This window comes from Stenotrophomonas sp. GD03654 (assembly GCF_029845105.1).
GTDB lineage: Bacteria > Pseudomonadota > Gammaproteobacteria > Xanthomonadales > Xanthomonadaceae > Stenotrophomonas > Stenotrophomonas africana.
Genome location: NZ_JAOCLC010000014.1, coordinates 1 through 15,157 on the forward strand (window position 1 = coordinate 1; position 15,157 = coordinate 15,157).

Annotated in this window: 14 protein-coding genes; 11 read left to right on the forward strand and 3 right to left on the reverse strand. The window is 66.8% G+C overall.

The window, feature by feature from the left end:
- Nucleotides 1-451: 451 nt before the first annotated feature.
- The 3 genes from N5J73_RS07665 to cysS are packed head-to-tail and all read right to left on the reverse strand — an operon-like array spanning nt 452 to nt 3,578.
- Nucleotides 452-1,699, reverse strand: coding sequence for an MFS transporter (locus N5J73_RS07665; protein WP_049447588.1), 1,248 nt, complete (start codon nt 1,697-1,699; stop codon nt 452-454).
- A complete protein-coding gene (locus N5J73_RS07670; RefSeq protein ID WP_010486631.1) occupies nt 1,696-2,148 on the reverse strand; it encodes a SufE family protein in 453 nt (150 codons plus the stop codon). The genes N5J73_RS07665 and N5J73_RS07670 overlap by 4 nt, the downstream gene beginning before the upstream one ends.
- A gap of 53 nt (nt 2,149-2,201) precedes the next feature.
- Complete coding sequence (gene cysS, locus N5J73_RS07675) at nt 2,202-3,578, reverse strand: cysteine--tRNA ligase (RefSeq protein ID WP_049447898.1); 1,377 nt, start codon at nt 3,576-3,578, stop codon at nt 2,202-2,204.
- Between the two features lie 188 nt (nt 3,579-3,766).
- Here cysS and N5J73_RS07680 point away from each other — a divergent pair, with 188 nt between their 5' ends.
- From N5J73_RS07680 to N5J73_RS07730, 11 genes are all read left to right on the forward strand, one after another.
- On the forward strand, nt 3,767-4,336 hold the full coding sequence (locus tag N5J73_RS07680; protein WP_049447897.1) for a hypothetical protein: 570 nt from the start codon (nt 3,767-3,769) through the stop codon (nt 4,334-4,336).
- A 318-nt stretch (nt 4,337-4,654) separates the two neighbouring features.
- A complete protein-coding gene (locus tag N5J73_RS07685; protein ID WP_049447896.1) occupies nt 4,655-5,665 on the forward strand; it encodes an N-acetylornithine carbamoyltransferase in 1,011 nt (336 codons plus the stop codon).
- A gap of 120 nt (nt 5,666-5,785) precedes the next feature.
- The gene (locus tag N5J73_RS07690; RefSeq protein ID WP_049447895.1) at nt 5,786-6,979 is read left to right on the forward strand and encodes an argininosuccinate synthase; all 1,194 of its coding nucleotides are present in this window, start codon (nt 5,786-5,788) and stop codon (nt 6,977-6,979) included.
- 148 nt (nt 6,980-7,127) lie between these two features.
- Entirely contained in the window at nt 7,128-8,216 is a 1,089-nt protein-coding gene (locus N5J73_RS07695) for an acetylornithine deacetylase (RefSeq protein ID WP_049447894.1), read from the forward strand.
- Nucleotides 8,217-8,241: 25 nt separating this feature from the next.
- On the forward strand, nt 8,242-9,570 hold the full coding sequence (locus tag N5J73_RS07700; RefSeq protein WP_049447893.1) for an acetylglutamate kinase: 1,329 nt from the start codon (nt 8,242-8,244) through the stop codon (nt 9,568-9,570).
- A gap of 3 nt (nt 9,571-9,573) precedes the next feature.
- Nucleotides 9,574-10,176: a GNAT family protein gene (locus N5J73_RS07705; RefSeq protein ID WP_049418141.1), complete on the forward strand. Its 603-nt coding sequence runs from the start codon at nt 9,574-9,576 to the stop codon at nt 10,174-10,176.
- Nucleotides 10,173-11,126 (forward strand): N-acetyl-gamma-glutamyl-phosphate reductase, encoded by a 954-nt coding sequence (gene argC / locus N5J73_RS07710; protein ID WP_049447892.1) that lies wholly within the window; start codon nt 10,173-10,175, stop codon nt 11,124-11,126. Before N5J73_RS07705 ends, argC begins: the two co-directional genes overlap by 4 nt.
- A gap of 20 nt (nt 11,127-11,146) precedes the next feature.
- Nucleotides 11,147-12,442, forward strand: coding sequence for an argininosuccinate lyase (gene argH, locus N5J73_RS07715; protein WP_049447891.1), 1,296 nt, complete (start codon nt 11,147-11,149; stop codon nt 12,440-12,442).
- On the forward strand, nt 12,442-12,705 hold the full coding sequence (locus N5J73_RS07720; protein ID WP_049447890.1) for a YciI family protein: 264 nt from the start codon (nt 12,442-12,444) through the stop codon (nt 12,703-12,705). The genes argH and N5J73_RS07720 overlap by 1 nt, the downstream gene beginning before the upstream one ends.
- An 11-nt stretch (nt 12,706-12,716) precedes the next feature.
- Complete coding sequence (gene proB, locus N5J73_RS07725) at nt 12,717-13,874, forward strand: glutamate 5-kinase (RefSeq protein WP_049451507.1); 1,158 nt, start codon at nt 12,717-12,719, stop codon at nt 13,872-13,874.
- On the forward strand, nt 13,871-15,142 hold the full coding sequence (locus N5J73_RS07730; RefSeq protein WP_049445732.1) for a glutamate-5-semialdehyde dehydrogenase: 1,272 nt from the start codon (nt 13,871-13,873) through the stop codon (nt 15,140-15,142). The genes proB and N5J73_RS07730 overlap by 4 nt, the downstream gene beginning before the upstream one ends.
- The last annotated feature ends 15 nt before the right edge of the window (nt 15,143-15,157 follow it).

Sequence of the window (15,157 nt, forward strand, 5' to 3'; positions counted from 1 at the left end):
GGACCCACCCGCAGGCTCTCGACGGTTTCCTGCGTGCGCGGTTGCTGTAAAGCCGAGCCCATGCCCGGCTCTGGCCGAAGCCGGAGGGAAAGGAAGAGCAAAAGCAAAAGCAAAAGCAAAAGCAAAAGCAGCCAAGCATGGCTTGGCTCTACCAGAAGCGGTCATGCGTGCGCTCGCGGCTGTTGGGTCCGCCTTGTAGCGAGCCAAGCACCGCAGGGGAATCAGGGGCGAAGAGGCGCGGGTGTCTGAGCGAAGCGAGTTCCGCGCCGTCCCCTGATTCGCCGAGGAGCGCAGGGCACCGGCGCGCAGCGCCGGCTCGCGGATGGCGGCGCGTTTCTTTTGGTTACTTTTCTTTTCGCGCGAAAAGAAAAGTGACACCCCACCGCGGTCGCGGAAAGAGCCCGCCGGGCATGGCCCGGCGCTACGGGCGCGTGGGCGCGCGGAAATCCACTTATTGCAGGTCGCGAAGATTCAATTTCCGCAGCGTCGGGTTCTTCCATGCGGTGATCCCGGCCACGCTCAGCACGGCGAATCCACCCAGCACCACGGCCGGCACCAGGCCGAGCAGCTTCGCCATCGTGCCGGCATAGAACGCGCCCAGCTCGTTGGACGAACTGATGAAGATGCCGTTGATCGACGACACCCGTCCGCGCATCTCTTCCGGCGTGGCCAACTGCAGGATGGTCGAGCGGATCACCACCGAGACGCCATCGAAGGCCCCATAGAACAGCAGGATCAGCGCCGACAGCCAGAAGTGCTGCGACAGGCCGAAGCCGATCACGCACAGGCCGAACCCACCCACCGCGAACAGCAGCACGCGGCCTGCATTGCGATGCAGCGGGTGGCGGGCCAGCCACAGGCCCACGCACACCGAACCGAGTGCCGGCATCGCGCGCAGGATGCCCAGGCCCTCCGGACCGTGGTGCAGGATTTCGTGCAGGAAGGCCGGCAGCATCGCCACCACACCGCCCAGCAGAACCGAGAACATGTCCAGCGCCATCGCCCCGACCATGATCCGGTTGCCGACCACGAAGCGCGCGCCTTCGGCGATGCTCTTGAAGATGGGCGCGGCAGGACCGGTGTGCACCGGTTCTTCCACCTTCAACGTAGCCAGGCAGGCCATCGCCACCAGCGCAAAGGCTGTTGCCACCGCGTAGGACAGGCCCTTGCCACCGAAGCCGACCAGCACGCCGCCCAGTGCCGGACCGGCAACCATGCCGGCCTGGAACACCACCGCGCCGAGGCCGGCGCCGCGCGCGAACTGGTCGCGGGCCAGCACGCGGGCGAACAACGCGTTGTAGATCGGCGACAGGAAGGCGCGGACCATGCCGGTCAGGGCGATGGCCGCATAGATGGGCCACACGCCTTCGAACGGCAGCCAGCCCTTGGCCACGCTGGTCAGCACCAGCGCGGTGGCGATCAGTCCGGAGCAGGCCGCCATGCCCAACCGGCGCCGCGGCAGGTGGTCGACCAGATAGCCGGCGAATGGCGCCACGCAGAAGAACGGCAGAACCTCGGCCAGGCCGATCAGTCCCAGCGAGAACGGATTGCGGGTGACTTCGTAGATATGCCAACCGACGGTGACCGCCACCACCTGGTAGGACAGCATCGCGAAGATGCGGTAGGCCAGCAGCTTGGCGAAGCCGGGCCGGGACAGCAGGCCCAGCGCGGTGTCTTCGGCTGTGGCAGGCTCGCTCACGACGGATCGCGCTGCAGCTGCGCCTGCGCGGTCTCGCGGATGAAGGCCAGCATCGCCGCCACACCGTTGCTGCGGGTGGGGGAGAGGTGGCGGGCCAGGCCGATGTCCTGGATGTAGCTCGGTTCGGTGGCGAGGATCTCCTGCGCCGAGCGCCCGGAGTACACACGCAGGGCCAGGAAGATTAGGCCGGAAACGATGGCCGAATCACTGATGGCATGGAAGCGCAGCGACTGCGCGTTGCCTTCCGGCACGATCCAGACCATCGACTGGCAGCCGAGCAGGCGATGCTCTTCGGTCTTCCATTCTTCCGGGAAGGCCGGCAGCTTGCGGCCGAGGTCGATCAGGTACTGGTAGCGCTCGGACCAGTCGCCGAAGAAGCCGAATTCCTCGGCGATGGCGGTCTGTGCCTCGGCGGCGGTGGGTTCAAGCGGGAACGGGGAGTCGGTCACAACGGTCTCTACGGTGGGGCGTGGCCGGCGGACCGGCCACGGGGCAGGGCAGGTCAGCCGCGCTTGCGCGACCAGCGCACGCCCTGCGGGGTGTCTTCCAGCACGATGCCTTCGGCGGCCAACTGGTCGCGGATGGCATCGGAACGGGCGAAGTCGCGGGCCTTCTTGGCGGCGGCACGCTCGTCGATCAGGCCCTGGATGCGGGCATCGTCGCCGCCGTCGCTGGCCGCAGTGCCGAACCACTGTGCCGGGTCGGCCTGCAGCAGGCCCAGCGCCAGGCCCGCACCAAGAAGCTCGCCCTTCAGGCGTGCCTGTTCGGCCGGGTCGGTGGCCCGGCGTGCATCGGCGGCGATGCGGGCCACTTCGGCCAGCGCCTGTGGGGTGTTCAGGTCGTCGTCCAGGGTCGCCTCGACCGTGGACGGGATCGCCACGACCGCGTCGACCGATGCCAGTTCGCGCAGGGTGCCGTACAGGCGGTCCAGGGTGCGCACCGATTGTTCGATCAGGCCGTCGGACCAGTCCAGCGGCTGCCGGTAATGGGCCGACAGCAGGGCCAGGCGCAGCGCTTCCGGCGGATGCTGGCGCACCAGATCGTGCACGCGCTCGATGTTGCCCAGCGACTTGCTCATCTTGGCGCCGCCGAAGTTGAGCATGCCGTTGTGCAGCCAGAAGCGGGCGAAGATCTTGCCGCCGTGGGCGCATTCGCTCTGCGCGATCTCATTTTCGTGGTGCGGGAACTGCAGGTCGACGCCGCCGGCGTGGATGTCGATGGTCTCGCCCAGATGGGCGGCGGCCATCGCCGAGCATTCGATATGCCAGCCCGGGCGGCCACGGCCCCACGGCGATTCCCAGCCGGGCAGGTCGTCGCTGGACGGCTTCCACAGCACGAAGTCGCCCGGGTCGCGCTTGTACGGGGCCACGTCGACGCGGGCGCCCGCCAGCATTTCATCCGGGTCGCGGCGCGAGAGCTTGCCGTAGCTCTCGAAGCTGGCCACCGCGAACAGCACATGGCCTTCGGCGGCGTAGGCATGACCATCGGCGATCAGCTGTTCGATCATGGTGATGATCTGCGGCATGTGCGCGGTCACTTCCGGCTCGATGTCCGGCGGCACCACGCCCAGCGCGGCCATGTCTTCACGGTAGGCGGCGGCGAACCTGTCGGTGATGGTGCTGATCGGCACCCCCTGCTCACGTGCAGCGGTGTTGATCTTGTCGTCCACGTCGGTGATGTTGCGCGCGTAGCGCAGGCCACCGAAACGGCGCCGCAGCAGGTCGGCCAGCACCCCGAACACCACCGGGCCACGGGCGTTGCCGATGTGTACGTAGTTGTAGACCGTCGGGCCGCACACATACAGGGTCGGACAGGCCGGGTCGAGCGGAGTGAACGGTTCGAGCTGGCGAGTCAGGTTGTTGTGCAGGCGCAGGGTCATGGGGCTGTGGCTGGGGGACAAGCCTGTGATTTTAGAACGTGTCGGCCCCCTTTGGGGGCACCGCCTGCCACCGGTGGACGCCGGGTCCGCCCAAGGTGGGGTGGGCAGGAGCAGCGTGGACGGGTAATGTTCAGCCCCTTGCGCTCGCCACTGCCTACACTATTGCCGTGTCCTTGCCCCCTTCGCCAATGAAATCCACCGCGTTGCTGACCCTGGCCTGCCTGTCGGCGCTGGCCGCCGTGGCCCAGGCGCAGGAGGCCGAGCCCCGCAACCGGGTGGTGATCGTGGAGAACGTGAAGTTCGACTACGCGCAGGTGCTGAACGTCGAGCCCGTGTTCCAGACCCTCCGCGCGACCCGTACCGAAGAGCACTGCGAGCCGGTCTCGACCCGGACTCTGGCGCCGGTCAATGTCACCGGCGAGGAGCCGGTCGAGGACAAGGGCCGGATCAGCCGCTTCTGGGACTCGGTGCGCTCGATGTTCAAGCGCAGCGATGAAGAGGTCTCCGAGGACACCGCCGCCGAGTCACCGGCCCCGGCGCCGGCACCGGCCAACAACGGCCCGATGCTGACCCGCGACTGCCGCATCGTGCCGGTGGGGCGTGAATTCCGCAGGCCCATCGCCTACGACGTGGATTACGTCTACAAGGGCACCAAGTACCGCTCGCGGCTGCCGGAAGACCCCGGCAACCGGCTCAAGATCCGGGTGTCGATCACCCCCTGGGTCGGCCCCGAGCAGGGCACAGCCAGCAACCCCTGATTCTGCGACCCCGGCCCCTTGCGCCGGCCCCAGCCGCATGCAAAGATAATTGACCATGAAGCTCACCGACTTCCAGCACGACAGCAGCGCAGCCCGACAGGCGTCGGGCATGACCTCGCGTGCGCGTCGACCGGAACCCCACATCCTGGCTGGGTAACCGGAGCTTTTTGCTGTTCGTCCGAAAAAAACCCAGCTGCCCGGCTGGGTTTTTTCGTTTCTGCGTTCTGAAAGCTGCAACTGCAACCTTTTCGTTCCACCTTTGCTTCCTGTTTTCCCTTCCACCGCGTCGAACCCGGCGCCGCCACGCAAGGAAAGATGATGTCCCCCATGCACTTCCTGAACACCCAGGACTGGAGCCGCAGTGATCTCGACGCGCTGCTGACCCAGGCCGCGCTGTTCAAGCGCAACAAGCTCGGCGACCAGCTCAAGGGCAAGTCGATCGCGCTGGTGTTCTTCAACCCGTCCATGCGCACCCGCACCAGCTTCGAACTGGGCGCGTTCCAGCTCGGCGCCCACGCGGTGGTGCTGCAGCCGGGCAAGGATGCGTGGCCGATCGAGTTCAACCTCGGCACGGTGATGGACGGCGACACCGAAGAGCACATCGCTGAAGTGGCCAAGGTGCTGGGCCGTTACTGCGACATCATCGCCGTGCGCGCGTTCCCCAAGTTCATCGACTGGGCCTACGACCGCCAGGACATCGTCCTCAACAGCTTCGCCAAGTACTCGCCGGTGCCGGTCATCAACATGGAGACCATCACCCACCCGTGCCAGGAGCTGGCCCACATCATGGCCCTGCAGGAGCACTTCGGCACCCAGGACCTGCGTGGCAAGAAGTATGTGCTGACCTGGACCTATCACCCCAAGCCGCTGAACACTGCCGTGGCCAACTCGGCGCTGACCATCGCCACCCGCATGGGCATGGACGTGACCCTGCTGTGCCCGACCGCCGACTACATCCTCGACGAACGCTACATGGGCTGGGCCGAGCAGAACGTGGCCGAGAGCGGCGGTTCGCTGAAGATCAGCCATGACATCGACAGCGCCTATGCCGGTGCCGACGTGGTCTACGCCAAGAGCTGGGGCGCGCTGCCGTTCTTCGGCAACTGGGAGCCGGAAAAGCCGATCCGCGACCAGTTCAAGCACTTCATCGTGGACGAGCGGAAGATGGCGCTGACCAACAACGGTGTGTTCAGCCACTGCCTGCCGCTGCGCCGCAATGTGAAGGCCACCGACGCGGTGATGGATTCGCCGCAGTGCATCTCCATCAACGAAGCCGAGAACCGCCTGCATGTGCAGAAGGCGATCATGGCGGCGGTTGCCGGGCGCTAGATCGAACAAGGGGGTAGAGCCGACCGTTGGTCGGCTGCTCCCGCAGCGGCGCATCCAACATTCCAGCCGACCAACGGTCGGCTCTACCGAATTCTCATCCCCCAAGTGGACCTGACCCCCATGAGCAACAAAGACGTCGTTCTCGCCTTCTCCGGCGGCCTGGATACCAGCTTCTGCGTGCCGTATCTGCAGGAGCGCGGCTACAACGTGCACACCGTGTTCGCCGATACCGGCGGCGTGGATGATGAAGAGCGCGATTTCATCGAGAAGCGTGCCGCCGAGCTGGGCGTGACCAGCCACGTCACCGTCAACGGTGGCCCTGCCATCTGGGAAGGCTTCGTCAAGCCGTTCGTATGGGCCGGCGAAGGCTACCAGGGCCAGTACCCGCTGCTGGTCTCGGACCGCTACCTGATCGTCGATGCCGCGCTGAAGCGTGCCGCCGAACTGGGCACCAACATCATCGCCCACGGCTGCACCGGCATGGGCAACGACCAGGTCCGCTTCGACCTGGCCGTGAAGGCGCTGGGTGACTACCAGATCATCGCGCCGATCCGCGAGATCCAGAAGGAACACACCCAGACCCGCGCCTACGAGCAGAAGTACCTGGAAGAGCGTGGTTTCGGCGTGCGCGCCAAGCAGCAGGCCTACACCATCAACGAGAACCTGCTGGGCCTGACCATGTCCGGCGGCGAGATCGACCGTTGGGAAGCTCCGGGCGAGGGTGCCCGTGGCTGGTGCGCGCCGCGCAGCGAGTGGCCGGAACAGGCGCTGACCGTCACCCTGAAGTTCGTCGAAGGCGAAGCCGTCGAACTGAACGGCAAGGCGCTGCCGGGTGACCAGATCCTGGCTCAGCTCAACAAGCTGTTCGCCCCGTACGGCGTTGGCCGCGGCGTCTACACCGGCGATACCGTGATCGGCCTGAAGGGCCGCATCGTCTTCGAGGCTCCGGGCCTGGTTTCGCTGCTGGCCGCGCACCGCGCGCTGGAAGATGCGGTCCTGACCAAGCAGCAGAACCGCTTCAAGCCGGACGTGGCACGCAAGTGGGTGGAGCTGGTGTACGAAGGCTTCTACCACGACCCGCTGAAGACCGACATCGAAGCCTTCCTCAAGTCCTCGCAGGCCAAGGTCAACGGCGAAGTGGTGCTGGAAACCCGTGGTGGCCGCGTCGATGCAGTGGCGGTGAAGTCGCCGCATCTGCTCAACACCAAGGGCGCCACCTACGCGCAGTCGGCCGACTGGGGCGTGGAGGAGGCCGAAGGCTTCATCAAGCTGTTCGGCATGAGCTCGACGCTTTACGCGCAAGTCAATCGCTGAGCGATTGAATTGCGCGCACGTCTCCCGCGCATTCCACCTTAACCCTGCGCCGTTGGCGCGCCCCCTTCAACAAGAAGGGGGCTCTCCACCAGACGCATCACGGTAGCGCCGGGCCATGCCCGGCGGAATTCCACAGGATCTTTGTTTCATGCTTGAACAGACGCTCGATCACCTGCAGGCCCTGGTGTCCTTCGACACCCGCAACCCGCCGCGTGCGATCACCACCGGTGGCATCTTCGATTACCTGCGCGCGAACCTGCCCGGCTTCAACGTCGAGGTGATCGACCATGGCGCGGGCGCAGTCAGCCTGTACGCCGTGCGCGGGACGCCGAAGTACCTGTTCAACGTGCACCTGGATACCGTGCCGGACTCGCCGCACTGGAGTGCCGACCCTCTTGTGATGCGCCGCCTGGACGACCGTGTGGTCGGTCTGGGCGTGTGTGACATCAAGGGCGCTGCCGCTGCGCTGGTGGCGGCGGCCAACGCCAGCGATGGCGATGCCGCCTTCCTGTTCTCCAGCGACGAAGAAGCCAACGATCCGCGCTGTATCGCCGCGTTCCTGGCCCGTGGCCTGCCATACGAAGCGGTGCTGGTGGCCGAGCCGACCATGAGCGAGGCGGTGCTCGCGCACCGTGGCATCAGCTCGGTACTGATGCAGTTCGCCGGCCGCGCCGGGCATGCTTCGGGCAAGCAGGATGCGGCCGCCAGTGCGCTGCATCAGGCCATGCGCTGGGGCAACCGTGCGCTGGACCACGTGGAATCGCTGGCTTCGGCGCGCTTCGGCGGGCTGACCGGCCTGCGCTTCAACATCGGTCGCGTCGAAGGTGGGATCAAGGCCAACATGATCGCACCGGCTGCCGAAGTACGGTTCGGCTTCCGCCCGTTGCCATCGATGGACATCGATGGCCTGCTGGCGACCTTCGCCGGTTTCGCCGAACCGGAAGCGGCGGTATTCACCGAAACCTTCCGTGGCCCCAGCCTGCCGGCCGGCGACATCGCCGAAGCCGAGAACCGCCGCCTGCTGGCACGTGACGTGGCCGATGCGCTGGACCTGCCGATCGGCAATGCCGTGGACTTCTGGACCGAGGCCTCGCTGTTCTCCGCCGGTGGTTACACCACGCTGGTGTTCGGCCCGGGTGACATCGCCCAGGCCCACACCGCCGATGAGTTCGTGACGCTGGAACAACTGCAGCGCTACACCGACGCCGTGCACCGCATCATCGCCGCCGGCGCCTGATTATTCCCTTTCCGACGAAACCGAAATGTCTCCTGCCCTCCAGCCCCACCGCCAGACCCGCCAGACCATCGTGCGCCTGCTCTCCAGCATGGCCAGCGCGAAGGAGATCAGCCAGTACCTCAAGCGCTTTTCGCAGCTGGATGCCAAGCGCTTCGCCGTGGTCAAGGTCGGCGGCGCGGTGCTGCGCGACGACCTCGACGCGCTGACCTCTTCGCTGTCGTTCCTGCAGGAAGTCGGGCTGACCCCGATCGTGCTGCACGGCGCCGGCCCGCAGCTGGATGCCGAACTGTCGGCCGCCGGTATCGAGAAGCAGACCGTCAACGGCCTGCGCGTGACTTCGCCGGAAGCGCTGGCGATCGTGCGCCGGGTGTTCCAGCAGTCCAACCTGCGCCTGGTCGAGGCGCTGCAGCAGAACGGTGCGCGTGCCACCTCCATCACCGGTGGTGTGTTCGAGGCCGAGTACCTGGACGTGGACACCTACGGCCTGGTCGGTGAGGTGAAGAAGGTCAACCTGGCGCCGATCGAAGCCAGCCTGCGCGCCGGTTCGATCCCGGTCATCACCAGCCTGGGTGAGACCGCAGGCGGCCAGATCCTCAACGTCAACGCCGACTTCGCCGCCAACGAACTGGTGCAGGAACTGCAGCCATACAAGATCATCTTCCTGACCGGTACCGGCGGCCTGCTGGACGAGCAGGGCAACGTGATCGATTCGATCAACCTGTCCACCGAGTACGACCACCTGATCGCGCAACCGTGGATCCACGGCGGCATGAAGGTGAAGATCGAACAGATCAAGGATCTGCTCGATCGCCTGCCGCTGGAATCGTCGGTGTCGATCACGCGTCCGGCCGACCTGGCCAAGGAACTGTTCACCCACAAGGGCTCGGGCACGCTGGTGCGCAAGGGCGAAAAAGTGCTGCGCGCCACCGCCTGGGACGAACTGGACCTGCCGCGCCTGAAGGGTCTGATCGAATCCAGCTTCGGCCGCACCCTGGTGCCGGACTATTTCCAGAAGACCAGGCTGCTGCGCGCCTACGTCAGCGAGAACTACCGCACCGCGGTCATCCTCACTGATGAAGCTGAAGGCGTGTACCTCGACAAGTTCGCCGTGCTCGACGACGCACAGGGCGAAGGCCTCGGCCGTGCGGTCTGGAACGTGATGCTGGAAGAAACGCCGCAGCTGTTCTGGCGCTCGCGCCATGGCAACCCGATCAATCACTTCTACTACGCCGAGTCCGATGGCTGCTACAAGCAGGATCAGTGGAAGGTGTTCTGGTTCGGTGCCGATGGCATCGACCGGATCAAGACCTATGTCGATCATTGCGCGCAGCGCACCCCGAGCCTGCAGGGCTGAGCAATGAGCAACCTCGATGCCTGGAACACGGTTCCTACCCTGCGCGGCCAGCACGTAACCCTGCAGCCGCTGCAGATGGAACACGTGCCCGGCCTGCGCGATGCGCTTGAAGGCAGCGGCCTGGACCAGCTCTGGTACACCCAGGTGCCGTCGCCGGAACAGGCCGAGACCTATGTGCGGGCCGCGCTGCAGGCGCAGAGCGAAGGCAAGGTGCTGCCGTTCGTGATCCGTGATGCGGCTGGCGGAATCGTCGGCAGTACCCGTTTCTATGACATGGATGCCGGTGTGCCGAAACTCAGCCTCGGCTACACCTGGTATGCGCCGCGCGTGCAGCGTACCGGCGCCAACACCGAAGCCAAGCTGTTGCTGCTGCAGCACGCCTTCGAAACGCTGGGCTGCATCAGCGTGGTGCTGGAAACCAGCTGGTTCAACGCCACCTCGCGCACTGCCATCGCCCGCCTCGGCGCCAAGCAGGACGGCGTGCTGCGCAACCACAAGCGGCATGCCGATGGCACGCCGCGCGATACCGTCATCTTCTCCATCATCGATGCGGAATGGCAGGGCGTGAAGCGCCACCTGCAGTACCGCCTGGACAGTCACGCATGAACGATTCGACTTTCACCCTGGGCATCGTCGGTGCCCGCGGCCATACCGGCGCCGAGCTGATCAAGCTGGTGGCCGCCCACCCACGGCTGAAACTGGCTTTCGTCTCCTCGCGCGAGCGCGCCGGGCAGCGCCTGTCCGACCACCACCCGGAATTCCAGGGCGAGCTGCAGTACGAAAACCTGGACGCCGACGCGGTGGCGGCCAAGGGCGTGGACGCGGTGATCCTGGCCCTGCCCAATGGCCTGGCCGCACCGTTCGTGGCCGCGCTTGAAACCGCGAAACCGGACACCGTCATCGTCGACCTCTCCGCCGACTACCGTTTCGACAACAGCTGGTACTACGGCTTGCCGGAGCTGACCCGCGGCCGCTACAACGGCCAGAAACACATCAGCAACCCGGGCTGCTATGCCACGGCGATGCAGCTGGCGGTGCATCCGCTGCTGGACCTGCTGGCCGGTCCGCCGCAGTGCTTCGGTGTCTCCGGCTACTCCGGCGCCGGTACCACGCCGTCGGACAAGAACAACGTCGAACTGCTGGCCGACAACCTGATGCCCTACGCGCTGACCAACCACGTGCACGAGCGCGAGGTGTCGGTGCAGCTGGGTGTGGCTGTTGAATTCATGCCACATGTTGCGCCGCATTTCCGTGGCATCACGCTTACCGCCAACCTGTGGCTGAACCGCGTGCAGACCCGCGAACAGATCGTCGAGCGCTTCCAGCAGGCCTACGCCGGCGAACCCCTGATCGACGTGGTGGATGAAGCGCCGTGGGTCAGCCGCATCGCCGGCCGCCACGGTGCCCAGGTCGGTGGCTTCACCCTGGCCCCGGGCGGCAAGCGGGTCGTCGTGGTGGCGACCCTGGACAACCTGCTCAAGGGCGCGGCCACCCAGGCCATGCAGAACCTCAACCTCGCGCTGGGCATCGACGAACTGACGTCGATCCCGCACTGAACACGTATTCCGGAGCCCCCATGGCAGACCTTCTTTGGCAGAAGCCCGGCGTTGCTGTCGACGCCCAGATCCAGACCTTCCTCGCTGGCGATGACGTGATCCTCGACCGCGAGTTCTTCCTGCATGACATCGCCGCCAGCGCCGCGCATGCGCAGGGTCTGCAGCACATCGGCATCCTCAGCGCCGACGAGCTGGAAGGCCTGTTGCGCGAACTGGAGATCCTGGCGCAGGACTTCCGCGAAGGCCGTTTCGTGCTGGATACGCAGTACGAAGATGGCCACTCGGCGATCGAAGCGCGCCTGACCGAACGCCTCGGCGATGCCGGCCGCAAGATCCACACCGGCCGCAGCCGCAACGACCAGATCCTGGTCGCCACCCGCCTGTGGTTGAAGGAGAAGCTGCAGCGCGTGGCGCAGCTCAGCGCCGAGGTGGCCAAGGTCGCGCTGGACCGCGCACAGGCCGAGAAGGACCTGCCGGTTCCCGGCTACACCCACATCCAGCGTGCCGTGGTGTCCTCGGCCGGCATGTGGTGGGCCGGCTGGGCCGAGGCGTTCATCGACAACGCCATCCGCGCGCGCGACACCCATGCACTGGTTGACGCCAATCCACTTGGCACCGCCGCTGGCTACGGCGTGAACCTGCCGCTGGACCGCGAACACACCACGGCCGCGCTCGGTTTCGCGCGCATGCAGATCTCGCCGATCTATGCACAGCTGTCGCGCGGCAAATTCGAGCTGGCCGCACTGGAAGCACTGGGTGGCGCGACCCTGGACCTGCGCCGCATCGCCTGGGACCTGTCGCTGTTCACCAGCGCCGAGTTCGGTTTCGTCGCGCTGCCGGCGCAGTACACCACCGGCAGTTCGATCATGCCGAACAAGCGCAACCCGGACGTGATCGAGCTGATGCGTGCCACCCACGCCAGCGTGGCCGCTGCGCGCACCGAGATCGAGCAGCTGCTGTCGTTGCCGTCGGGCTACCACCGCGACCTGCAGTCGTCCAAGGGCGCCATCTTCCACGGTTTCGGCCGTGGCCTCGCCGCACTGGAGCTGCTGCCGGCGCTGCTGGCCAATCTGGAATGGCGTGACGACCGGCTGCGCGCAGCGATCGACTCGGGCATGTATGCCACCGACGTCGCCGTGGAAGCAGCCGTGGCCGGTGTACCGTTCCGTGAGGCCTACAAGGCCGCTGCAGCTGGTGCCGACAGCGCAGGGCAAGGACGCACGCCGGAAGGCAGCCTGGCCGCGCGTGTGTCGCCGGGTTCGGCCGCCGATCTGCGCCTGGACGAGCTGCACGCGCGCTGGCAGGCGCTGTCCTGATGGCGGGCACCGTCTACCTGGTGATGGCCATGCGCCGGCCGGACTTCAACGATGCAGCGGTGCAGCCGCACCGCGAATTCCTCGACGCGTTGCAGGCGCAGGGCAAGCTGCAGTTGACCGGTGGTTTCGCCGATGGCAGCGGTGGTGCCTATGTGCTGTGCAACGTGGACAGCCTGGCGCAGGCGCAGGCCATCATCGCCACCGATCCGCTGGTGACGATGCAGGCCTCCGACCTGACCGTGCACGAATGGAATACCCGCTGAGAGCCTGACCGATGATCCAGCACGCTGCCCACGTCGCCTCGCCGTTCCCCGAACAAGCGCTGCCGCCATGGCGGCGTGCGGTGCTGAAGGTCGGCAGCAGCCTGCTGGCGGCTGATGGCGGTGGCCTGTCGCCGCGCCACGCGCTGGGCCTGGCCCAGTTCGTCTCGGCCAATGTACTGGCCGGGCGCGAGGTGGTGATCGTGTCGTCCGGTGCGGTTGCGGCGGGGCGCGCGATCCTGCCGCGGGCCGATGAGCCCGGTGCGGCGATGGCGGCGAGGCAGGCGCTGGCCGCGCTCGGCCAGGCCCAGCTGATCGGGCTCTGGCAACGCTTCTTCGAGCGCCCGGTGGCGCAGGTGCTGCTGACCCATGACGACCTGCGCAACCGCCGCCGCTACCTCAACGCCCGCGCCACGCTCAACGAACTGCTGCGGCTGGGAGCATTGCCGGTGGTCAACGAGAACGACACCGTGTCGGTGGACGAGCTCAAGCTTGGCGACAACGACAACCTGGCGGCGACGGTGGCGGCGCTGGTCGATGCCGATGCGCTGTTCATCGCCACCGATATCGATGGCCTGTACAGCGCCGACCCGCGCACCGTGGCCGACGCGCGGCCGCTGCACGACGTGCCGGAACTGAGTGACGAGGTGCTGGCGATGGCCGGCGGCGCCGGCTCGCGCGCCGGTACCGGCGGCATGCGCACCAAGCTGGAAGCGGCGGCCAAGGCGGGTCGTCTCGGCATCGAAACCTATCTGTTCAATGGCCGCAGCGGTGACGTGGTACGCGCGCTGGCCCAGGACCGCCTGTTCGGTACCCGTATCCACGCCGCGCGCAGCCGTGAGGCGGCCCGCAAGCACTGGCTGCGGCACGCGCCGCTGGTCGAGGGTGCGATCGTGATCGATGCCGGCGCGGCGCAGGCGATGCGCGAGAAGGGCGCCTCGCTGCTGCCCGGCGGCATCACCGGCGCGGAGGGCATGTTCCGCCGTGGCGACATGGTGCAGGTGTGCTGGAACGCGCCACAGGGCCGCGTCTGCGTGGCGCGCGGCGTCAGCCAGTACGCGGCCGATGATGTGCGCCGGATCGCCGGCCGCCATTCGCGCGACATCGAGGCCGTGCTGGGCTACAACTACGGTGGCAGTGTCGTCCATCGCGACGATCTGGTGCTGCCATGACCGGTTTGAAGGACTCCCCGATGAGCGAAATCGAAGTGCAGGCACGTGCCTGCCGTGATTCGGCCCAGACCGTTGCCGGCCTCGACAGCGCGTCCCGCCGCACGTTGCTGCTGGCGATGGCCCAGGCACTGGAAGTGAATGCCGGGCTGATCCTGGCCGGTAATGCGCGTGACCTCGCCGCCGCGCGCGACAAGGGCGTTGGCAGTGCCATGCTCGACCGCCTGGCGCTGGACCCGGCACGCCTGTTCGCGATGGCCGAAGCCGTGCGTGAGGTGGCTGCGCTGCCCGATCCGGTCGGCCAGATCACCCGCGACGATGTGCGTCCAAACGGCATCCGCGTGCAGAAGGTACGCGTGCCGCTGGGCGTGATCGCAATGATCTACGAGGCGCGCCCGAACGTGACCGCCGAAGCGGCCGCGCTGTGCCTGAAGGCCGGCAATGGCGTGATCCTGCGCGGTGGCTCCGAGGCGATCCACTCCAACACCGCCATCGCCCAGGCGCTGGCGGGTGCCTTGCAGGCCAATGGCGTACCGCCGGCAGCGGTGACCGTGCTGACCGACCTGCGTCGCGAAGCAATGCTGGAACTGCTGCAGCTGCATGAGCTGATCGATCTGGCGATTCCGCGCGGCGGCGAAGGCCTGATCCGCTTCGTTGCCGAGCATGCGCGGGTGCCGGTGATCAAGCACTACAAGGGTGTCTGCCACCTGTTCGTGGATGCCAGCGCCGACCTCAGCAAAGCCATCGATCTGCTGGTGGACGGCAAGTGCAGTCGTCCGTCGGCCTGCAATTCGCTGGAGACCCTGCTGGTGCACCGCGATGTGGCCGAAGCGTTCCTGCCACGCGTGGCCCAGGCGCTCGGTGAGCGTGGCGTGCAGCTGCGCGCCGATGCGCAGGCGCAACCGCTGCTGCCGGGCAGCACGGCGGCGACCGATGAGGATTACGCTGCCGAGTTCCTCGACCTGGTGCTGGCCGTGCGCGTGGTTGATGACCTCGAGGCGGCCATCGCGCACATCCGCCGCTATACCTCCGACCATACCGAAGTGATCGCCACCGAAGACGCCGGCCACGCCGAGCGCTTCGTCACTGCGCTGCGCTCGGCGGTAGTGATGGTCAATGCCTCATCGCGTTTCTCCGATGGTGGCCAGCTGGGCCTGGGCAGCGAGATCGGCATTTCCACCACGCGCCTGCACGCGTACGGCCCAATGGGCCTGGAGGCACTCACCGTCGAACGATTTGTCGTGCGCGGTGAAGGGCAGACGCGCAAGTAGATCCACGCCATGCGT